The following is a 19,764-nucleotide window of genomic DNA, read 5'->3' on the forward strand; positions in this document are numbered from 1 at the left end:
CGTGCGGGAAGAAGCGATTTCGGGAGCGGGAGTTCCCCTCCCGGGCGCCGCGCCCTTGGCTTGCCCGGGCTCCTGCCCCGCCTCGGGCGACCGGCGTCAGAACTTGCGGACGAGCGGTTCCGGCATGGGCGCGGGCGCATCGCCGAAGGCGTAGCGTATGCCGCCATAGACCGAGAGGGGCTGGGCCAGCGTCGTGGTGCGGGGATCCCGGATGACGTAGTTGCCGGCCACCGCACCCGGCTCCGCGAAGGTGCCGAAGTTCGCGTAGCGGTTGTTGAAGATGTTCGTCATCAGGGCGAAGACCTGAAGCCTCGGGGTGACCTGCACGCTCGTGTTGAGATTGGCCGTGAAGTAGGCCGGCAGCTTGCGGTTCAGGTTCGACTCGTCGCCCCGAAAGTAGGAGGACGAGTAGGCCTGCAGGTTCGCGCCGAAGGTCCAGGTCGGCGTGACCGCGTAGTTGAAGCCGACCTTGATCTGGTGGTCGGGCACGAGCGGCACCTTGTTGCCGGGGCTGACCGTGATGAGGCCGCCATTCGCGAGCGGGTTGTTCGGCGAGGAGAGGTTGCCGCGGAACTGGAAGGTCGCGTCGATCAGCGCGTAGTTGGCGTAGAGGCTCAGGCGCTCGCCCACGTACTCGCCCGCCACCTCGATGCCCTGGCGCTGGGTCGCCGGCACGTTCACGTAGTATCCGCGCGCCGCGTTGCCCGGCACCGCGATCTGCAGGATGTCGTTGGTCAGGTCGGTGCGGAAGGCGCCGATCTTGTAGTTGAGGAGCCCGCCCGCATAGAAATCCGGGACGGTGCCGCGGAAGCCCGCCTCGTAGGTCCGGGCCACGACCTGATTGAGCGGCGGGTCGGCGACCAGGGAGTTCGGCAGCAGGCAGGGCCGGTTCGGGTTGGCGCAGGCGAGCTCGAGCGGCGTCGGGGCGCGGTTCGATTCCGAGTAGCCGCCGTAGAGGTTGAGCCAGGGATAGAACTTGTAGGTGAGGCCCGCGACCGGGTTGATGCGGTTGAAGTAGTGGGTGCCCGTCACGTCGGGCGAGAAGCCGGTTTGGTCCTGCGTCGAGATGCGGGCGAAGTTGAGCCGCGCGCCCGCCGTCAGCGTGAGCGCGTCGGTCACGTCGAAGGTGTCGAGGGCGTAGAGGCCCAGGTAGAGGTTCGAGCCCGTCACCAGGCTCGGCGCGATGCCGAGCGCCGCCGCGGTCCGGATCGGGCCGACCCCGAGGCCCGGAATGTTGCCGTAATAGGGGTTGTTGGGATCGACCGTGATGCTGAGGTCGGGGTTGATCACCCCGAGCGTGCTCGCCGACTTGAAGGTGTAGTCGGCCGCGTCGATGCTGCCGCCGACGATGAAGGTGTTGTTGTGGCCGAACCACTGATCGCGGTTCGTCGCCTGCAGCGTGCCGCCGTAGCCCGTCGCCTCGGTGCGGACCGTGTCGAGGGTGCCGTAGGGGATGCCGGCCCGGAACGGGATGCGCTGGTTCTGCGGCCCGAGGATCAGGAACTGGTTGCGGAACTGCGCCTGGGTCTGGCCCGGCGCGATGGTGAAGCCGTCGTCCTCGTAGCAGAGGAAGCCGCGGAAGTTCGAGCGCGAGCTGCAATTCTCGAAATTGCCGTCGTTGCCGTCGACGTAGACTTGGCTGAAGCGGCGCATGTAGGCGTTGCCCTGCAGGTCCCAGGTCGGCGAGACATTGACCTTGCCGGTGACCTGGATCTGACCCACCTCGGTGCTCGTCGTCTGCGGGTTCGTGAAGATCGCCCGCGGGTCGACATGGGTGAAGTCGACCGGGGTCGCCGCGGCCGCGCCGAAGAAGGTCTTGGCGCCGGACGCGATCACGTGGAACTCGGAATCGAGCGTCCTGTGGCCGAGATCGGCGTAGACGCGGCCGATCTCGGAGGGCGACTGGAAGCGCCAGCCCGCGTCGCGCAGGCCCTCGCCCGCGAAGTAGAAGCTCCAGGGTCCGATCACCTCGCCGTATTGCAGGGTTCCGACGATGCGGCCGTCGGAGCCGCCCATCACGGACACCTCCTTGCCCTGCCAGGTGAAGCCGTTCTTCATCTCGATATTGACCGCGCCGCCGAGCGCGTTGAGGCCGAAGACCGGGTTGCCCGTGACGATGTCGATGCGGTTGATGGCGACCGACGGGATCAGGTCCCAGTTCACGACGTCGCCGAAGGCCTCGTTGATGCGGGTGCCGTTCTGGTAGACGGCCAGGCCCTGGGGGGCGCCCTGGAGCGGCGAGGCGTCGAAGCCGCGATAGGTCAGGGTCTGCCGGAAGCTGTTGCCCTGCCCGTCCGACACGTTCACGCCCGGCGTGGTGCGGGCGAGCGTGAAGGTCGGGTCGAGGGTCGGCCGGTCCTGCTCGAGCTGGCGCGCGCTGACCGTCTCGACCGTGAAGGGCACCTTGTCGAGCCGCTGGCCGCCGCCGCCGCCCGTGCCGCTCACCGGCGTCGTCGCGACGACGTTGAGCTCCTCGAGCGTCACCGCCTGGGTCGCGCCCTGCTGGGCTTGAACCGTGCACGGCAGCAGCGCCACCGAAGCGATGAGGCTGCCGCGCAGCGCCCGCATTCCCATTTTCCCGACCCCCGAAATGTCCCGAGACCATGCCCCTTGTCGCGGGGCTTGCCGGCCACTCATGCGGGGGATTGCGGGAGCCGACAATCGGCCCGAGATGCGTTTTTCGCCGAAATCGCGGCCCAGGCTGCTCCGAGGGCGAGATCAATCGATCTCGTGACGCGATTGCAACAGATTTGTCTTAGAATTTCAAAAGCTTAGGGCAGATCAGGCAATCGTCTCCGGGATAAAGCGGCAATGGCCTGAGACGCCTCGCGCGAACCTCCGATCGCGGAGCAACCGGCGGTTCGCGGGAGGCTTCACCTGCGCCGCGCTCAGATTCGCGCCTGGATCTTGCGGGCGATCTCGCCGAGGCGCTGCTCGAGCAGCTGCGGCACCTCGCAGACATAGGTCAGCGACTGGCTGCGCTCCTGGAAGATGCGGCGATCCCAGGCGAACTTGGATTCCATCTCGGACTGCTCCTTGGGCAGCTCGCGGGCGTCCTCGGGGCTCGGCGCATCCTTGGTCTGGCTGATCTTGTCGGCCTCCTCGCGGATGCGCTCGGCCATGACGCGCTGGCCGCGCGCGTAGCGGGCGATGCCGCTCATGACGCGGTCGCGCTCGCCGTTGATGACCTCGAACACCCCCGCGAAGACGTGGGTCAGGTGCTTGGCTCGGTCGGGATCCTTGTCCTCCTGGAGCTTGGTCAGGTAGGCGTCGAGGAGCCCGTCGACGTCGGCCAGCTCGGTGCGGCGCGAGGCGAGCTTCTGGGCCAGCGCCGCCGCCGCGAAATCGTCGCCCCAGGGGCCGGCGGCCTCGATGTCGGGCCCGGTCCAGACCGTGCCGGCGCTGAGCGTCGGCACCTTGCGCTGCACGCAGGGCCAGTCGGGATCAGGCCTCGGCTGGGCCGCGGCCTGCCCCGCGAGGAGGCCGAGGGCGGCGAGGACGAGCAAAGTGTGTCGGATCATGCTGTGTCTCCGGCCGGGCCTCCGCGCCGGGCCATGATGCCGCGGCCGGGGTCGTAGGCGATGACGGCGAGGGTGAAGAAGGCGAGCGTGGTGCCGACGACGACGGCGCAGGCCACCGGCTCGAACTGGCCGTAGAGGGCGAAGCGCACGAGCTGAACCGCGTGGGTGAACGGGTTGCACTCGCAGATCCAGTAGAGGGTCTCGGAGGATTCCCGGATGCGCCAGAGCGGGTAGAGGGCGGAGGAAGCGAAGAACATCGGGAAGATCACGAAGTTCATCACGCTCGCGAAGTTCTCGAGCTGCCGCACCATCGAGGAGAGCAGGAGGCCGATCGACCCGAGCATCAGCCCGGCGGCGACGAAGGCGGGCAAAGCCGCGACGTAGCCGACGGACGGGATGTCGGTCTCCCAGAACCAGGCGATCGCTAGGAAGGCGTAGGCCTGCACCACCGACACGGTCACGCCCGCGATCAGCTTGGCGAGGAGAAGGAGCCAGCGCGGATAGGGGCTCGTCAGCAGCACCTTCATGGAGCCGACCTCGCGGTCGTAGACCATGGAGAGGGACGATTGCATGCCGTTGAAGAGCTGGATCATCACGGCGAGGCCGGGCACCACGTAGACCTCGTAGAGCACGTAGGTCTGGTAGGGCGGCTCGATCGAGACGCCGAGCGTGTTGCGGAAGCCCGCCGCGAAGATGAACAGCCAGACCAGCGGGCGCACCAGCGCCGAGAAGAACCGTTCCTTCTGGTTGAAGAAGCGAAGCAGCTCTCGGCGCACGATGCCGCCGAGGCAGATCAGGTAGCCGATCGCGTCGAGGCGCCCGTGATGGGCGACGCCCTGCGCCCGCGCGGGCGCGGCGGGCGTGGCATGGGTCTGCGTCTGGATGCTCATGCGGCCTGGCGGCCTCCGTCCTTCGGATCGGCGACGAGGCGGCGGAAGGCCGTCTCCAGGCTCTCGCTCTCGCCGCCGATGCTGCCGGCCTGGCCTCGCGCGACGATGCGGCCCCTGTGCAGCACAACGGCGTCGTCGCCCGGCTCGATTTCCTCGAAGATATGGGTGGCCCACAGCACCGAGAGCCCCTCCTCCCGCACCAGCGCCCGCACGATGGCGACGATGTCGGCGCGCGATTCGAGGTCGAGGCCCACCGTCGGCTCGTCGAGCAGCAGCAGGCTCGGCCCGTGAACGAGCGACCGGGCGATCTCGATGCGGCGCGACTGCCCGCCCGAGAGCGTGCGGACCTTGTCGTCGCGGCGCTCGGCGAGGCCGACCCGGTCGAGCAAAGCCGCGATCCGGGCCTTGGCGGCTCCGCGCGCGATCCCGTGCAGGCTCGCGTGGTAGAGGAGGTTCTGGGCGACCGTCAGGTCGGTGTCGAGGGTGCGGGCCTGGAACACGACGCCGAGGCGGGCGAGCGCCCGCGAGGGCTCCCGGTCGAGCCCGTGCCCGAAGATCGAGACCCGGCCTTCCTGATTGTTGTAGAGCCGCGTGATCACCGAGAAGAGCGTGGTCTTGCCCGCCCCGTTCGGGCCGAGCAGCGCCATGAAGCGCCCGCGCTCGACCGTGATCGAGACGTCCGACAGGGCCGCCCGCGCGCCGAAGCGGTGGCCGACATGCGCGACCTCGAGGGCCGGTGCCCCTGCGCCTCCGCCGCTCATTTCCCGAGCGCCCGCTTGGCGTCCGAGACGGCGTCGAGGCACTCGTCGTACTCGCCCTCGCCCTGTTCGCGCTCGGCCACGCGGAGCGCCTTCTTCGCCTTCGGCACCGCGGCCTCGGGCGGGTTGCCGGCAAGCGCGTCCCGGATCTGGGCGATGCCGTCCCGACAGGCGGCCTTGTCGTCGGCGAGCGCGGGGGCGGCGGCGAGGCAGCCGGCCAGGGTGAGGAGGGCGAGGCGCATGCGAGCTTCCTACTTCACCGAGATCGTGCCGGTCATGCCCTTCGACTCCAGGCCGCGGGCTTCCCACTTGTATTCGCCAGGCTTGATGGCGACGAACTCGACCGCGATCTCGCCGGGATCGTCGAACTCGAAATGGTCCGGCGGGCCGCCACCGTGGATCTCCAGGTGGTTGATCACGATCTGATTGAGCCAGATGTAGCGGAAGAACTCGGGCGCGTAGAATTTGTATTCCTGCCGCCCCTTGGCGACGATGCGCAGCCGGTAGGCCTTGCCGGCCTCCAGCTCGATATCCTTGTTCTCGACCACGAAGTCGTTGCCCTCCTCGTTGCCGAGAACGAGGTCGGGCAGGTTCTGGCGCTTCTTCGTGAGGTCGAGCGCCTGCGCCGGGGCCGTTGTGAGCAATCCCGCGAGGCCGAGCCCCGCGAGCCGGAAAATGCGCGTCATCCTGTCCGTTCCTCCCCTTCCGCCGCGTCGGGCCTTCCCAGTCCGCCTTCTCGGGCGCCGCTCCGCCCCGATGCGGGGAGGAAAGGCGCCCCGCCCTCACTGCGGCGAGACCGCGACCCCCCAGGGCAGCAGCCCCACCGGGATGCTCTTCGTCACCTTCCCCGATTCCACGTCGATCACCGAAACGTCGTTCGAGGTGCCGTTCGTGGTGAAGAGGAGCTTCTGGTCCGGCGTGAAGGCGAGCTGCCAGACCCGCTGGCCGACCGGCAGGTACTTCTCGACCTCGTAGGTCTTGGCGTCGATCACGGCGACGCGGTTGGCGGGCCCGAGCGCCACGAAGGCCTTGGAGCCGTCCTTCGTGATGCGGATGCCGACGGGCTGGATCGCCTCGTCGTTCACGCTCGGGATCTTGAAGCTGATCTTCTTGACGACCCGCCGCGCCGCCACGTCGATCACGCTGACGGTGCCGCCGACCTCGGCCGAGACCCACAGGAACTTCCCGTCGGCCGTGAACTCGGCGAAGCGCGGGCGGGCATCCACCAGGACGTTGTCGATCACCTGGAAGGTCTTGGTGTCGATGAAGTGGGCCATGTTGGTGGTCTCGGAGGTGTTGACCAGGACCTTGCCGTCGGGGCTGAGGCCCATTCCCTCCGGCTCGACGCCCACCGGCACCTCGGCCAGGACCTTGTTCTTCTCGATGTCGATGACCGTGACCTGGCTGTCGTCCTCGTTCGCCACGTAGAGCGGGTTGCCGCTGGCATCGAGGATGAACTGTTCCGGGTCCGGACCGGAGCGGAGCGAGCGCACCACCTTGCCGGTGCCCGTGTCGAGCACGTCGATGCGGTCGTCGTCGCTCGCGCAGACGAAGAGTTCCTTGCCGTCCTTGCTCGTGGTGATGCCGCGCGGACGCCGCCCGACCTTCCAGGTCGCCGTGACCGCCAGGGTCGTGGAATCGATGACGCTGACCGAGTTGCCCTTCTCGTTCGAGACGTAGACCGTGTAGGCCTGCGCCTGACCGGAGGCGGCGAGCAGCGCGCCGGCCAAGGCCGCAACGCTCACGCCCGCCCTGATGCAGCGGCTCATATGGTCCCCTCCCTGAACGCTCGCGATTGTTCGTCGAGACGATTGGCGCCGATTGTAGTGCGTTTCCCGCATGTTGCGAGGCTTGCCGGTCCGCCGCGACCGTTCACGATTGCCGCAGGCGACGCGGCTACCTGAACTTGCAGGCGGTTTCGGGCAGGTCGACGCCCAGCGTGTCGAGGGGCGTGCGCTGATGCAGGTAGCCGGCCTCCGGCGAGACCGACACCACCATCTTCGGCTGCACGACGATGAGCGGCTGGCGGAGCTGATGGTCCCAGGGGCGGTAGCTCAGGGACACACCCTTGTAGGCCGGCAGGCTGAAGGCCGGATCGGTGAGGAAGGGGCCGATCGCGGCGGGATCGCTCGTCTTCTTCACGGTCACCGCGTCGCCCACCGTGCGCACCGCCGCCCAGGCCTGATAGTCGAGGGGGCGCATCAGGCGTCCCGCGAGGCGGCGGAACCGGTTCTGCGCCTGCGCGGCGCCCCAGGTCTCGAGAGTCGGGTGCCAGGTGGTGGCGATCAGCCCCTGCGTGCCGCCCACGGGGCGCGGGTCGACCGTCTTGTAGGGCACGTAGTCGCCCCAGTCGTTCGCCTCGTCGGCGACGATCGCCATGTCGTAGTCGATGCCCCGGGTGAACACCATCGCCTCGGCACGGGTCGGCGTATCGCCGCGGGCGCGCGCCAGCGGCCCGAAGGTCCAGGGCTTCTCGGCCTGGATCTTGAGGGCGAACTTCCGGGCCGAATTCCTCCAGGCCTCCGCGTAGAGCTTGTCGGCCTCGTTCGGGCCGACGATCAGGAAGAGCTTGCGCCAGCGCATGAAGGTGAGGAACTGGGCGAGGGCGTCCGTCTGCATCGCCCGGCTCGGGACCACGTGGAACACGTTCTGACGGCACTCCGCCCCGCGCAGTGCGTCGTCCGGGGCGGCCGCGTTGAAGACGAGGGCGCCCTCCCCTTTCACGGCGTCGGAGACCGCCAGCACCTCGGCGGCGGGCAGCGCCAGGACGAGGTACCTCACGCCCTTGGCGACGAGCCCCTTCGCGGCCTCGACGGCGCTCGGCCCCCCCTCCGAGAGCGCGACCTCGTCGAGGGCGTAGATCTGCTTGGTGAAGCGGCCCGTCGTGTTGTTGTCCTGGATGCCCATCCGGGCTCCCGCGACACCCTCGTCCTCCGGGACAGCCTCGGCGTCGTACGAGGCGGGTGCGGGCTGGGGCCGGTAGATCACGCCGATACGGATGTCGCCGGCGGCCGGCGCGGCGGGCGGGCTCGCGGCCGGCTTCTCCTCGGAAGCCGGCGCCTGCGCGGCGACCGGCCAGGCCTGAGCGGCGAGCGCCAGCGACAGCGTCACGGTGGCGAGGTTTGTGCGGGGGGGGAGCTGCATGCGGGCGGCACGCTAACAACATCTCGCGCGCGCACTCAACGGCCGATGCATAAGGAAAACCTAAGCGATCCACTGCCGGAGGTCGGGAAAAGACCGCGGAGGGCGTTGCGAACACCGTCTCGTGATGCAAAGGCGTTCGCCGGAGGGACCTCGAGTACTGGGCGTTGCCAAATGCCGCGCCCGCCCGAGGTGTAGGGCCCGGCCGGTCGCGGCAGCCGCGCCGGGACACCGTCCACGTGCCGCCCCGACGTGAGATCATCCATCATGGCCAGACGCGTCCCGGCGGCCATCGCCGCCCTCCTCGCCCTCGCGCCGATCGGTGTCGTCTCCGGCCGCGCGCAGGCCGCTCCCGAGAAGGCCGCCATCTTCCCGGTGGAGCTCCTCGATCCCGGCGTCGTCGGCGGCCGCAAGGCGCGACCCGACGAGACCCGCAAGCTCGCCCTCGTCACGGAGGAACTGCGCAAGGCGCTCCAGGCGAACGGGGCGGTCGAAGCCGTCGACACGGCCTCTCAGGCAGCCGAGATCGCCAAGCAGGCGCCGCTCTACAAGTGCGACGGCTGCGCGGCAGGCATCGCCAAGACGCTGGGTGCGGACCTCGCCGTGACCGGCTATGTGGAGAAGGGGTCGAACCAGATCTTCAACCTCAACGTCACGATCGCGGACGCGGCCACCGGCAAGCTCGTGCGCGGCGGCCAGGTGGTGATCCGGGCCGATACCGACGATACTTGGGCCCATGCCATGCGTTGGGTCGTCAAGAACCGGCTCCTCGCCGAGCCCCTGCCGAACCGGTCGTGAGGCCGGCGAGCCCAGCAGCGATGTGTTGAGACCCGTGTCGAGCCCGATCCCGTCCGCCCCCGCCACGCCCCGCCTTCTCGTCAGCGTCCGCGACGCCGCCGAGGCGGAGATCGCGGCCGCCCGCGGCGCCGACCTCGTCGACGCGAAGGACCCGGCCCGTGGCGCCCTCGGGGCGCTGCCGCCCGATGCGGTGCGGGCGATCGTCGCGGCCGTCGCGGGGCGTGCCGCCACGAGCGCGGTCGCGGGCGAGCCGGCCGATGCGGGGGCACTGGCGGAGGCGGTCGCCGCGATGGCGGCAACGGGGGTCGAATTCGTCAAGGTGGCGGTCGGGCCGGCCCTGCGGCGGGAGCACGGGATCCTCGCCCGCGCGGCACGCGCAGCGCCCGGCCGGCTCATCGCGGTCCTGTTCGCTGAGGAGGCGCCCGCACCGGAGGACCCGGCGGCACTGCGGGCGGCGGGCTTCCTCGGGGCGATGATCGATACGGCGGGCAAGGACGGGCGCCGCCTTACCGACCATCTCGACGGAGCCCGCTTGGCCGGCTTCGCGGCGGCGTGCCGGGCGCAAGGTCTGCTCTCGGGGCTCGCCGGCTCGCTCCGGGCCGAGGACATCGCCGCGCTCGCGGCTGCCGGTCCCGACTATCTCGGCTTCCGGGGCGGCCTGTGCCGGGGCGGCGACCGCAGGGACAGCCTCGATCCCGCCCGCCTCACGGATGCGGTCGCGCGCCTGCGGGCGCTGCGGCGCAGGGACGCGGCGTGAGCCGGCCCGGCCTCAGCGTCGTCAAGATCGGGGGCAGCCTGCTCGCCGACCGCGCGCGCCTCGCCGCGACCCTGGCGAGCCTTGCCTCCGGCGCGGAGGGCACCTGCATCGCGGTGCCGGGCGGCGGCCCCTTCGCGGACGCGGTGCGGGGCGCGCAGGCGGCGCTCGGCTTCGGTGATGCCCTCGCCCATCGCCTCGCCCTCGACGCGATGGGGCACGTGGCGGAGGTGCTCTGCGCGCTCGAGCCGCGCCTCGCCCGACACACCGACCCTGCCGCTCTCCAGCGCCTCGCCGCCTCGGGCCGGGTCCCGGTCTGGGACCCGGCGGCCTTGCGCGCCGGCCATCCGGCCGTGGCCGAGACCTGGACCGTCACGTCCGACAGCCTCGCTCTCTGGCTCGCTGCGGAGACCCGCGCCGCGCGCTGCGTCCTCGTCAAGGCGGCCCCCTGCCCGCCCGGCGCGAGCCCGGCGGATCTGGCTGCCAGCGGCCTGGTCGACGCGGCCTTCCCGGCCTTCGCCGCTCGCTTCTCGGGCGAGATCGTGCTGCGGTGTGCGGAGGCTGATCTCCGGCTCGGGAGGCAGGCCGCATGAGCGCGCCCGAGCACCTCGTCTTCGTCACCGGCAAGCTGGCGCGGGCCCGCCTCGAGAAGGTCGCCGCGACGCTGCCGCCCGATCGTTTCGCCTGGAGCATCGCGGATGCGGGCGTGAAAGTCGCGGCGCTGATGACCGAGGAGATCATCCGGCGCCGCGTCGCGATTCCGGAAGGCGCCACCCGCATCGTCCTGCCCGGCCGCTGCCGGGCGAAGCCGGAGGCTCTCTCTGCCCATTTCGGCGTGCCGGTGGAGCGCGGTCCGGACGAGATCGTCGACCTGCCGGCCTATCTCGGGCTCGCCGGACGCAGGGTCGACCTGTCGCGGCACGACCTGCGCATCTTCTCCGAGATCGTCGACGCCTCGAAGATGAGCCCGGAGGAGATCCTCGCCAAGGGGATCGACCTCGCCGGCCGCGGCGCCGACGTGATCGACCTCGGCGGCCTGCCCGACACCGCCTTCCCGCATCTCGAGGACAGCGTGCGGCTCCTGAAGGAGGCCGGCCTGAAGGTCAGCGTCGATTCCTTCTCCCTCGACGAATTGACCCGCGGCGCGAAGGCCGGCGCCGACTACCTGCTGAGCCTCAACGAGGAGAGCCTGGACCTCGCCTTCGAGACGGAGGCCGTGCCGGTCCTGGTGCCGATGCGGCCCGACGACCTGCCCTCCCTCGACCGCGCCATCGAGCGCATGGAGCGCGCGGGCCGCCCCTACATGGCCGATCCGATCCTTGAGCCGATCCATTTCGGCTTCGTCGACTCGATTGCCCGCTACCGGGAGGTGCGCGCCCGCCATCCCGGCATCGAGATGATGATGGGCACCGGCAACCTGACGGAGCTGACCGAGGCCGACAGCCTCGGGGTCACCGCGCTCCTCCTCGGGATGTGCTCGGAACTCGCGATCCGCAACGTGCTGATCGTGCAGGTCTCGAACCACACGCGCCGCACCCTGGAGGAGCACGACGCGGCCCGGCGCGTCATGTACGCGGCCAAGGCCGACGCTGCCCTGCCGAAGGGCTACGGCCGGGCACTTCTGGCCCTTCACGACAAGCGCCCCTTCGTGCAGACACCCGACGAGATCGCGGGTCTCGCCGCCGAGGTGCGCGATCCGAATTTTCGGATCGCGGTCGCCGAGGACGGCATCCACGTCTACAACCGCGACATCCACAAGGTCGGCACCGACGCGATGGCCTTCTTCCCGGACCTGAACGTGGAAAGCGACGGCGCCCACGCCTTCTATCTCGGGGCGGAGCTCGCCAAGGCCGAGACGGCGTACCGGCTCGGCAAGCGCTACGTGCAGGACGAGCCCCTGCGCTGGGGCGCGGCGGCCGACGAGGAGGCCGAGGACACGACCGCCTTCAAGAAGGCCGGCCACACCCGGCATTCCGGCCCCGATGCGCCGGCTCCCGGCACCCGCGATGCCGCGCGGGTCCCGGCCGAGGCCGGCGCGGAACCGCCCGAGACGGTCGGGCCGGACAGCGCGCGGGCCGAGGGCGTCGCGGCGACGCCCTCCGAGCGCGCGTCGCGGCTTGTCTGCGGCAAGCTCGTGCCGGCGGACGAGGCTTGAGTCATGCCGCTGATCCTCGAGACCATCGTGACGACGCTCTCGCCCGCGGGCGAGCTGCATCTCGTGCCCTTCGGCCTGATCGAGGACGGCGAGGACCTGATCCTCGCCCCCTTCCGGCCCTCGCCGACGATCCTCAACCTCGAAGCGAACCCGGTCTTCGCCGCCTCCTGCCCGAGGGATGTTCGGGTGATCGCGGGCTGCGTCACTGGGCGCCGCGATTGGCCGGTCGTCCCGTGCGACAGGATCCGCGGCCAACGGTTGCGGGACAGCTTCGCCCATGCCGAGTTCGAGGTGGTCTCGGTCGAGGACGACGCCACGCGCCCGCGCTTCCGCGGCCGTCGGGTGCATCAGGCGAGCCACGCCCCCTTCCTCGGCTACAACCGGGCGCAGGGCGCGGTCCTGGAGGCCGCGATCCTGTCGACGCGCCTCCACATGCTGGAGCCCGAGAAGATCCTCTCGGAGATGCGCTACCTCGCGATCGCCATATCCAAGACGGCCGGGCCGCGCGAGCGCGAGGCCTGGGACTGGATCGAGGACAAGGTCTCGGCCGCTCTGGGCACGGACCGAATCCTCGCAAACCCCGACGCCGCGCGACTGACAAGCGGCGCCTGAAGGAGACCGGAACCCCATGAAGATGCTGGCCCTTGCGACCGCGGCGGCGCTCGCCGTCGTGTCGTTCTCTGCCGAGGCCCACGGACCGACCCGCCGGAAGATCCAGGAATCCGTCGAGATCAACGCGCCCGCCGACAAGGTCTGGTCGGTCATCGGCAACTTCCAGGACATGAGCTGGCTGCCGCCGGTCGAGAAGACCGAGGGCAAGGGCGGCAACGATCCCAAGGCCACCCGCACCCTGACGCTGAAGGGCGGCGCCACGGTCGAGGAGGAACTGTCGAAGTACTCCGCCGAGAAGAAGAGCTACTCGTACCGGATCGACAAGGTCGACGTGAAGACCCTGCCGGTGAACGACTATTCCTCGACGATCGAGGTCGAGGACGAGGGCGGCAAGTCGAAGGTCACCTGGAAGGGCGCCTTCTACCGCGGCTACATGAACAACGATCCGCCGCCCGAGCTGAACGACGAGAACTCCGAGAAGGCCGTGCGCGGCCTCTACCGGACCGGCCTCGATGCCTTGAAAGCCAAGGTCGAGAAGGGCTCGTAGGCCCGCGTGCGAACGCTCAGTCAGGCGGGAGGCCGGCTGCGCGCCGGCCTCTCGGCCCTCGCCCTCCTCGCCGCGCTCCCTGCTTTCGCCGCCGAGGCGGTGGTGACGGTGCAGGGCGACAACGCCGTCGAGATCCTGGATCTCGCCGCGGGCACGGTCGCGGCGCGCATTCCGGTGCCGGGCTCGCCCGCGGGCGTCGCCCTCTCGCCGGACCGCCGGACCGCCTACGTCACGCGGCCCGACGGGCCGGGCCTCGCCATCCTCGACATCGACGCCCGCAAGGTCACCGGCACGCTGCCCCTGCCGGGCGGCCCCCTCGGCATCGCCTGCAATCCGGCCTCGGGGACCGTCTACGTCGCGGACTGGTACGGCAAGCGCCTGTTCGTGCTCACGCCGAAGGACGGCACGCTCGTCCCGGACGGTGAGATCGCGGTCGGCGCCTCGCCGTCGGGCATCGCTGTGAGCCTGGACGGCGCCACCCTGCTCGTGGCGAACCGCGAGGCCGACACGGTCTCGGTGATCGATGCGGCGAGCCGGCGCGAGACGAAGGTCATTCCGGTCGGCAAGCACCCGTTCGGCATCACCCTCGATGCGGAGGGCAAGCGCGCCTACACGGCCAACGTCCTCTCGGACGACGTCTCGGTGATCGACGTCGCGGCGGGCCGCGAGATCGGCCGGGTGAAAACCGGGGAGCGCCCCTACGTCGTGGCTCTGGCCCGCGGCCGCGGCTTCGTCACCGACCAGTACACGGCGAGCGTGACGGTGTTCGACCTCGCGACCCTGAAGCCCGAGCGGGCGATCGACGTCGGCGACCACCCGGAAGGTGTCGCGGCGAGCCGCGACGGCAGCCGGGTCTACGTGGCGAACTGGGGCGACAACACGGTGAGCGTGATCGACGCGGACACGCTCGGCGTCACGAACGACATCCCGGTGGGCGACGGGCCGCGGGCCTTCGGGGACTTCTTGCGGTAGGGGCCGGCCCCGGCGAGTTGGCGCCGCATCACTCCGGGCATGCCTCGACGTCGGTCTGTCGAGCGCGGATTCCCTCCGCTGCTATGGGAAGGGACAGGGTGATGGGAACGGGTCCATCCGGAGAGGTCGCATCCCTCACCCCAACCCTCTCCCGAACGGGAGAGGGCGCGCCGCGCTTCCCCTGCCGATTTCAAGACGCGGTCGCGCCTTGTTCAGACCGTCACACCGGCGCGCTGGAAGTCCCCGATCTTCTCCGGCGAGAAGCCCTGCCGCCAATCGGCTTCCCGCCCCGGCTCCGGCAGGATGCGGCCGAACTCGATCATCTGCTCGGCGGCGATGTCCTGGATGTAGACCCAGACGTCCTCGGGCCCGACCCCTGCCGCCATCCTGACGCGCGCGCAGATCGCGTCCATCAGGCCGCGCTTCTGCTCGGTCGCGCGCCCCGCCCTGATGAGCCCGTGGACGAAGACGTGCGGGACGTCGTTCGGTCGGCCACCGATGAAGTGCGTTCCCGGGCTCGCGGCCTCGAAGAAGACCTGCGCGAAGTAGCCCGGCGCACCGGTGTTGGTGCTGTGGGCTTCGGTGATCGCCGTCGCGATCTGCTGCCGCTGCGCCCCGGACAGGGCCACGTTGACCGTCCTGACGGTGTAGGTCGGCATGGCTGCGCTCCCCTCCTCGACGGATCTTCCTGCTCGCTGGTGCGGGCACGGTCTCGTCGCTTCGAACAGCCGCGATCGTCCAGGGACGAGCGTTGCGGCATCCGAAGCTCGCGCCGACCGTGGACCTGGACTGCGACGGCGCGCGAGTGGAGCATGCCAACGTCACACGCCGCAATGGGCCGGAGGCGGATGGCGCCGGGACATCCAATCGACCTGCCGGCCCTACGCCGCCTCCGGCGGCCCGCCGGGCGCATCCTCCGCGGGCGAGTTCAGGATGTCCTCCAGCTCGTCCACCAGCATGTCGATCTGATCCTGCGTGGCGAGGACCTTCAGGGTCTCGCCGGTGGCGGTGGCGATGGCGAGCTCGATGCCCTCGCCGGAGCGGGTCGCGAGGATGCGGGCAAGTCTCTGCGTCGGGCGCATGCGGGTCTCCGGGATCGGGTGAGGAGAACGCTCGGGGCTAGGGGAGGTCCGTGGCGCCGAGGAGGGCGACCGCGACGGCGGGGCCGCAGGTCGAGGCCCAGCCCGGGCTCCCGGCGATGCGTTCGCCCACGAGTTCGGTGAAGGGAAGGCAGGGGCGCCCGAGGCGGGAGGCCAGCCGCTCGGCCAGGAACGCGCCCGCGCCGCAGGCGACGAGGGGCGCCTCGGCCGGGAGGTCGGGCCTGGACAGCACGGTCGCGGCCGCGTCGTGCAGGAGGCGCAGTTGCGCCTCCGCGAAATGCGCGGCGAGCGCCCGCCACTCGGCCGCGCTCCCCTCCCCCCGGTCGCGGCCGACGATGCGGGCGAGCCGGGTCTCGCTCTCTGGCGTCGACTTGCCCATGAGGTCGGCGCTGTGCTGCTGGTCGGCGCCCTCGGGCAGGTCGCCGGTGAGGCGGTAGATGTCGGCCGTGTTGGCGAAGGTCTCGGCCATCAGGCGGGTGCGGTGCCCGCGCCAGGGCGCGTCGGGGCCGAGCGCCACAAGGTGGCTGCGCACGACGCCGGTATAGACGAGTTCCCCGGTCTCCAGGCGCTCGGCGTCGCTGTAGCCCGAGGCGGCCGGGCGGCCCGCGATCACCGGGATCAAGTCCGCGGTGGTTGAGCCGATGTCGACGAGGAGACCGTGCCCGAGATGGCGCCCGACGAGGGCGGCGGTGGCGTGCCAGTTGGCCGAGGCGATGTCGGCGGCGCGCCCGGCCGCTTCCTCCGGCGCGACGAAGCCGGCGCGCCCGGCGTAGATCGCGACCGCGCCGGCAAGCTTCGCCCGCGCCCAGCCCGAGAGCTGCGCGACGCCGTCCGCGCGGTCCCGGAAGCAGTCGGTCAGCTCGCCCGTCATGGTGACCGCGTGGCGGGCGGGCCCGCGGGTCCAGTCGGGCAGCTCGGCGAGGCTCTTGTCGAGGGCCGCGAGGCCCCGCCAGAGCGGGCAGGCCGCCTGCACCACCGCCCGCACCCGGCCGCCCGAGACGAGGGCCGCCTTGACATGGACCCCTCCGAGATCCCAGCCGATCGTGGGCTCGGTTTCTGGCGCGGCGTCTCGGGTCAAGGGTCGGGTTCCCGGCAAGCGAGGAGGTGAGGGATGGGGACGCCCTTCGCGGTCATCCCGGTGATCGACCTGCGCCACGGCCGCGTGGTGCGGGCGCGGCGGGGCGAGCGGCATTCCTATGCCCCGATCGAGACGTCCTTGGCAAAGGGGTCCGAGCCCGGCCCGGTCGCGGCGGCGCTCGCCGGGGCGGTGGCGGCACGGACGCTCTACCTCGCCGATCTCGACGCGATCATGGAGGGGGCGCCGCCGGATCTCGCCGCCCTCGAGGCGGTGGCCCGCGCCTGTCCGGGTGTCACCCTCTGGCTCGACGCGGGATTTGCGGAGCCATCCGCCGTCGAGGCGGTGCTCGCGGGCGGTCTCGCCCGGCCCGTCCTCGGCAGCGAGAGCCAGCGGGATACGGCGCTCCTGCGGGCGCTCGGCTCCCGCGCGATCCTCTCCCTCGACAGCCGAGGGGCGGAGCGCCTCGACCCGGCGGACCTGAACGCGCGGCCGGAGATCTGGCCGGACGACGTGATCGTGATGAGCCTCGCCCGGGTCGGCGCCGGGCTCGGTCCGGATCTCGACGGGCTCGCGGCGGCGCGGGCACTGGCGCCGCGGGCGCGGCTCTACGCGGCGGGCGGGGTGCGGGAGGCGGCGGACCTCGCCGCCCTGCGCGCGGCCGGCGCGGCCGGCGCCCTGGTGGCGTCCGCGATCCACGACGGGCGGATCACGGCGGATCTCGCCGAACCGTGACGGTGCATGAAAAAAGGTGGGACGGCCTGCGCCGTCCCACCTTGGAGAGCCCTATCGGCCGAGGAAGATCGAAGCCAGTCGCTGGAGCAGGCCCCGCGGTGCGGGCGGAGGCTCGCTCTGCCCAGGACTGCCCCCGATCTACGCGTTGGCGGCGAAGGGGTGCGAGGCCGAGTTGCGCTGCTCGGTGACGGTCGAGGCCTTCGGCTCGCCGTTCACGGCACGCTGGATCGACAGCTTCGTGGCCTCGTAGTTGTACTTCTGGATCTTGGCGTCGTCGGCCGCTTCCCAGTGGATGAACACGCCGACCAGGATGTAGAGGTCGTCGGCCTCGTCGGCCGGGATGATGCCCTCGGCGACGCAATCCTGCACGGCCTTGGCGACGCCGTGCTGGGCGGGGCCGAACATCTGGACGGCCTGGCGGGCGTCGTTGATGGTGACCTTGTTGAACATCAGCGTGTTCGGCTTGCACGGCAGGTTCGGCGCGATGACCGCGAGCAGGCTGGTGAAGCCATGCTTGTTGTTCACGAGGCCGTTGCAGAAGGCCGTCTCGGCCGGCGAGCCGCGCGGCCCGATGATGAGATCGATGTGGGCGACCTCGTTGCCGTCACCGACGAGAGCCTCGCCGACCTGCACCTTGTTGATCTTTGCCATTCGGGGTCTCTCCCTGCAAATCGAAAAGTACGGCCGCCCCAGGAGCAGGCACGGCCAGGGGCCATCCTTGTTTGCGGACGTTCGGCAAGGAGCCGAACCGGTTAGCCCGGATAGCGGCGCGGACCCTACAGCGGGGCCCTGCCCGGAACAACCCTGCTCAAGGCGCTGAAAACGGCAAATTATCGCGCCGGATGCCGGGGCCGGGCTGGATCTTTTCAGAGACCCGTGCGTGACGGCGCCGGCGTGCCGTCGAGCGGAGCGCCGGCGGCCGCCAGCCCGTCGGCGAACAGGGTGGCCACCGTGAAATCGGCGCTGGTTCCGGGATTGAGCCCGGCCTCCTTCATGAGTCTGTCCTGCGCCATCAGCGCCGCGACGGGCCGCGTGCGCAGATCGAGTCCCCGCAACGCGCGCGCGGCTTCGACGCGCGCGGCCTCGGCCCGCTCGGGTCCGTGCTTGCGGGCGATGTGGCTGTCGGGAACCTGCGTCAGGTAGGCGAGGTGAACGGCCGTGGTGGTCCAGGGCGGTGCGAGGCCGAGGGCGCGCGCCGCTGCGAGGGCCGGCAGGCCGACCTCGCGGATGTCCGCGAAGTTCGTCACGTAGGCCCGGGCGATGGCGTCGCGCCCGGCCGCCTCCGCCATCGCGGCGGCGAGCGGCGGGGCCGGGCCTTCGGCCGCGACGTCGTGGTGGGCCGCCCGGCCGAGGCCGCCGGGATTGGCGAGGCGGATCGCCGCGAACACGCCCTCGGCATCCGCAGCGTCGAGGCCGCCGAGGACCACGCCGAGCCCGACGCCGCGCTCGGCCGCGGCGGCGAGCGGCGCGCAAAGCAGCAGGATGCCGAGATTGGTGTTCTGGCCGACGGCCTGCACCGTCGCCGCCATCGCATCCGCGACCCGGGCGCCGACGCCCGCGCCCGGACGCGCGAGGTGCGGGGCGGACACCTCGGCGCTCGTGACGAAATCCGCCACCTGCATGCGATGGCCCGCCGCGAAGGCGTGGACGTTGCCGGGCTTGATCGCGTCGAGCTCGGCGAGGCAGGCCGCCCGGTAGAGCGTCGCGATCACGCCCGGCGGGAGGCCAGCCACGGTCAGGCCTGCGCCGCCAGCAGGGGCGGGGCGAGCGTCTGGACGAGGCGTGGCGGCCTGGCCGTCCGGACGGCGTTGAGGAAGCCGCGCGCGATCGCGCCCGCGATATCGACCTCCGTCACCTTCTGCAGGCCCGACCAGGCCGGCATGCTGTTGACCTCGAGGACGAGGTAGCCGCCCTGCCCGTCCTCGACGAGATCGACCCCGGTGTAATCGACTCCGACGGCGCCCGCGGCGGCCTCCGCGAGCTCGGCCGCGGCCGCCGGCATCGCCCAGGGCAGCGGCCGGCCGCCCCGGTGGACGTTGGTGATCCAGCCGTCGCCCTCCCGGATCATCGCCGCGATGGCGCGGCCCTCGCAGACGAAGACCCGATAGTCGCGCCAGAGCCCGTCGGCGCGCGGGATGTAGCGCTGGAGGTAGTAGACGCGGGCCACGGCCTCCTCGGGCGGCAGGTCCTCGGGCCGCTCGACGAGCAGCAGGCCCTCGCCCTGCGAGCCGAACAGGGGCTTGAGGACGATCGGGCGCCCGGGCCGCGCCTCGCGCACGACGATCTCGGCCGCCGCCTCGCGTTTGGAAACCACGAAGGTGTCGGGCGTCGGCAGGCCGGCGCGGGCGACGAGGAGCGAGGTCGCCGCCTTGTCGACCGAGCGCTCGATCGCGCCCGGGCTGTTCCACACGCTCACCCCCGCGCCAACCAGCGCGTGCAGCACGCCGAGCCGCATCGTGGTGGCCTCGAAGGTGCCGCCCGCGATCGTCCGAAGGAGGACACCGTCCGGCAGGCCGTCCGCGAAGCCGGGCACCCGCAACGGTTCGCCCCCGCCCGTGACGACCGCCACGTCGGCGAGCGAGAACAGCACGGGCTCGTGCCCGAGCGCGGCGAGCGCCGCGCGCAAGCGCCCCTTGTGCCAGGTGCCGTTATCGGCCGCGAGCCCGATGCGCATGGACGGGGTGATTCCTGTGGCCCGGTGACGGG

22 protein-coding genes are annotated in these 19,764 nt (G+C 71.1%); 8 read left to right on the forward strand and 14 right to left on the reverse strand.

Annotated features, from left to right (window positions below; all coding sequences use genetic code 11):
* Window positions 1-96 precede the first annotated feature (96 nt).
* From WDW90_RS08375 to WDW90_RS08410, 8 genes are all read right to left on the reverse strand, one after another.
* Entirely contained in the window at window positions 97-2,568 is a 2,472-nt protein-coding gene (locus WDW90_RS08375; RefSeq protein WP_336486932.1) for a TonB-dependent receptor, read from the reverse strand.
* Window positions 2,569-2,888: 320 nt separating this feature from the next.
* Window positions 2,889-3,521, reverse strand: coding sequence for a hypothetical protein (locus tag WDW90_RS08380; protein ID WP_336486933.1), 633 nt, complete (start codon window positions 3,519-3,521; stop codon window positions 2,889-2,891).
* The gene (locus WDW90_RS08385) at window positions 3,518-4,411 is read right to left on the reverse strand and encodes an ABC transporter permease (RefSeq protein ID WP_336486934.1); all 894 of its coding nucleotides are present in this window, start codon (window positions 4,409-4,411) and stop codon (window positions 3,518-3,520) included. The genes WDW90_RS08380 and WDW90_RS08385 overlap by 4 nt, the downstream gene beginning before the upstream one ends.
* Window positions 4,408-5,172 (reverse strand): ABC transporter ATP-binding protein, encoded by a 765-nt coding sequence (locus WDW90_RS08390; protein WP_336486935.1) that lies wholly within the window; start codon window positions 5,170-5,172, stop codon window positions 4,408-4,410. The genes WDW90_RS08385 and WDW90_RS08390 overlap by 4 nt, the downstream gene beginning before the upstream one ends.
* Window positions 5,169-5,411, reverse strand: coding sequence for a hypothetical protein (locus WDW90_RS08395; RefSeq protein ID WP_336486936.1), 243 nt, complete (start codon window positions 5,409-5,411; stop codon window positions 5,169-5,171). The genes WDW90_RS08390 and WDW90_RS08395 overlap by 4 nt, the downstream gene beginning before the upstream one ends.
* Window positions 5,412-5,420: 9 nt before the next feature.
* Window positions 5,421-5,855 carry a cupredoxin domain-containing protein gene (locus WDW90_RS08400; protein ID WP_336486937.1) on the reverse strand — a complete coding sequence of 145 codons (435 nt, stop codon included), beginning with the start codon at window positions 5,853-5,855 and terminating at the stop codon, window positions 5,421-5,423.
* A 96-nt stretch (window positions 5,856-5,951) separates the two neighbouring features.
* On the reverse strand, window positions 5,952-6,938 hold the full coding sequence (locus WDW90_RS08405; protein WP_336486938.1) for a YVTN family beta-propeller repeat protein: 987 nt from the start codon (window positions 6,936-6,938) through the stop codon (window positions 5,952-5,954).
* A gap of 127 nt (window positions 6,939-7,065) precedes the next feature.
* Window positions 7,066-8,313 (reverse strand): ABC transporter substrate-binding protein, encoded by a 1,248-nt coding sequence (locus WDW90_RS08410; protein ID WP_336486939.1) that lies wholly within the window; start codon window positions 8,311-8,313, stop codon window positions 7,066-7,068.
* 264 nt (window positions 8,314-8,577) lie between these two features.
* On the opposite strand from WDW90_RS08410, the gene WDW90_RS08415 reads away from it, so the two are divergent.
* The 7 genes from WDW90_RS08415 to WDW90_RS08445 are packed head-to-tail and all read left to right on the forward strand — an operon-like array spanning window position 8,578 to window position 14,148.
* Entirely contained in the window at window positions 8,578-9,108 is a 531-nt protein-coding gene (locus WDW90_RS08415) for a DUF3280 domain-containing protein (protein ID WP_336486940.1), read from the forward strand.
* Between the two features lie 34 nt (window positions 9,109-9,142).
* Complete coding sequence (locus WDW90_RS08420) at window positions 9,143-9,865, forward strand: (5-formylfuran-3-yl)methyl phosphate synthase (protein ID WP_336486941.1); 723 nt, start codon at window positions 9,143-9,145, stop codon at window positions 9,863-9,865.
* Window positions 9,862-10,455, forward strand: coding sequence for an amino acid kinase family protein (locus WDW90_RS08425; RefSeq protein WP_336486942.1), 594 nt, complete (start codon window positions 9,862-9,864; stop codon window positions 10,453-10,455). The genes WDW90_RS08420 and WDW90_RS08425 overlap by 4 nt, the downstream gene beginning before the upstream one ends.
* The gene (locus WDW90_RS08430) at window positions 10,452-12,017 is read left to right on the forward strand and encodes a DUF6513 domain-containing protein (RefSeq protein WP_336486943.1); all 1,566 of its coding nucleotides are present in this window, start codon (window positions 10,452-10,454) and stop codon (window positions 12,015-12,017) included. Before WDW90_RS08425 ends, WDW90_RS08430 begins: the two co-directional genes overlap by 4 nt.
* Window positions 12,018-12,020: 3 nt before the next feature.
* A complete protein-coding gene (locus WDW90_RS08435; protein ID WP_336486944.1) occupies window positions 12,021-12,629 on the forward strand; it encodes a DUF447 domain-containing protein in 609 nt (202 codons plus the stop codon).
* A gap of 16 nt (window positions 12,630-12,645) precedes the next feature.
* On the forward strand, window positions 12,646-13,176 hold the full coding sequence (locus WDW90_RS08440; RefSeq protein ID WP_336486945.1) for an SRPBCC family protein: 531 nt from the start codon (window positions 12,646-12,648) through the stop codon (window positions 13,174-13,176).
* 6 nt (window positions 13,177-13,182) lie between these two features.
* Window positions 13,183-14,148 carry a YncE family protein gene (locus WDW90_RS08445; RefSeq protein WP_431310998.1) on the forward strand — a complete coding sequence of 322 codons (966 nt, stop codon included), beginning with the start codon at window positions 13,183-13,185 and terminating at the stop codon, window positions 14,146-14,148.
* Between the two features lie 212 nt (window positions 14,149-14,360).
* Here the strand turns inward: WDW90_RS08445 and WDW90_RS08450 are convergent, their stop codons facing one another.
* From WDW90_RS08450 to WDW90_RS08460, 3 genes are all read right to left on the reverse strand, one after another.
* Window positions 14,361-14,807 (reverse strand): tautomerase family protein, encoded by a 447-nt coding sequence (locus WDW90_RS08450; RefSeq protein WP_336486946.1) that lies wholly within the window; start codon window positions 14,805-14,807, stop codon window positions 14,361-14,363.
* Between the two features lie 222 nt (window positions 14,808-15,029).
* Entirely contained in the window at window positions 15,030-15,230 is a 201-nt protein-coding gene (locus WDW90_RS08455) for a hypothetical protein (RefSeq protein ID WP_336486947.1), read from the reverse strand.
* A 37-nt stretch (window positions 15,231-15,267) separates the two neighbouring features.
* Window positions 15,268-16,326: a hydantoinase/oxoprolinase family protein gene (locus WDW90_RS08460; protein ID WP_336486948.1), complete on the reverse strand. Its 1,059-nt coding sequence runs from the start codon at window positions 16,324-16,326 to the stop codon at window positions 15,268-15,270.
* Between the two features lie 33 nt (window positions 16,327-16,359).
* On the opposite strand from WDW90_RS08460, the gene WDW90_RS08465 reads away from it, so the two are divergent.
* The gene (locus WDW90_RS08465; protein WP_336486949.1) at window positions 16,360-17,058 is read left to right on the forward strand and encodes a HisA/HisF-related TIM barrel protein; all 699 of its coding nucleotides are present in this window, start codon (window positions 16,360-16,362) and stop codon (window positions 17,056-17,058) included.
* Window positions 17,059-17,196: 138 nt separating this feature from the next.
* Here WDW90_RS08465 and fae read toward each other — a convergent pair whose 3' ends face one another.
* The 3 genes from fae to WDW90_RS08480 form a co-directional block, all read right to left on the reverse strand.
* On the reverse strand, window positions 17,197-17,709 hold the full coding sequence (gene fae / locus WDW90_RS08470; RefSeq protein ID WP_147026454.1) for a 5,6,7,8-tetrahydromethanopterin hydro-lyase: 513 nt from the start codon (window positions 17,707-17,709) through the stop codon (window positions 17,197-17,199).
* Window positions 17,710-17,924: 215 nt separating this feature from the next.
* On the reverse strand, window positions 17,925-18,791 hold the full coding sequence (locus WDW90_RS08475; RefSeq protein WP_336486950.1) for a triphosphoribosyl-dephospho-CoA synthase: 867 nt from the start codon (window positions 18,789-18,791) through the stop codon (window positions 17,925-17,927).
* 2 nt (window positions 18,792-18,793) lie between these two features.
* A complete protein-coding gene (locus tag WDW90_RS08480) occupies window positions 18,794-19,732 on the reverse strand; it encodes an ATP-grasp domain-containing protein (protein WP_336486951.1) in 939 nt (312 codons plus the stop codon).
* Window positions 19,733-19,764 lie beyond the last annotated feature (32 nt).

The sequence above is a fragment of the Methylobacterium nigriterrae genome (genome assembly GCF_037106235.1).
Classification (GTDB): domain Bacteria; phylum Pseudomonadota; class Alphaproteobacteria; order Rhizobiales; family Beijerinckiaceae; genus Methylobacterium; species Methylobacterium nigriterrae.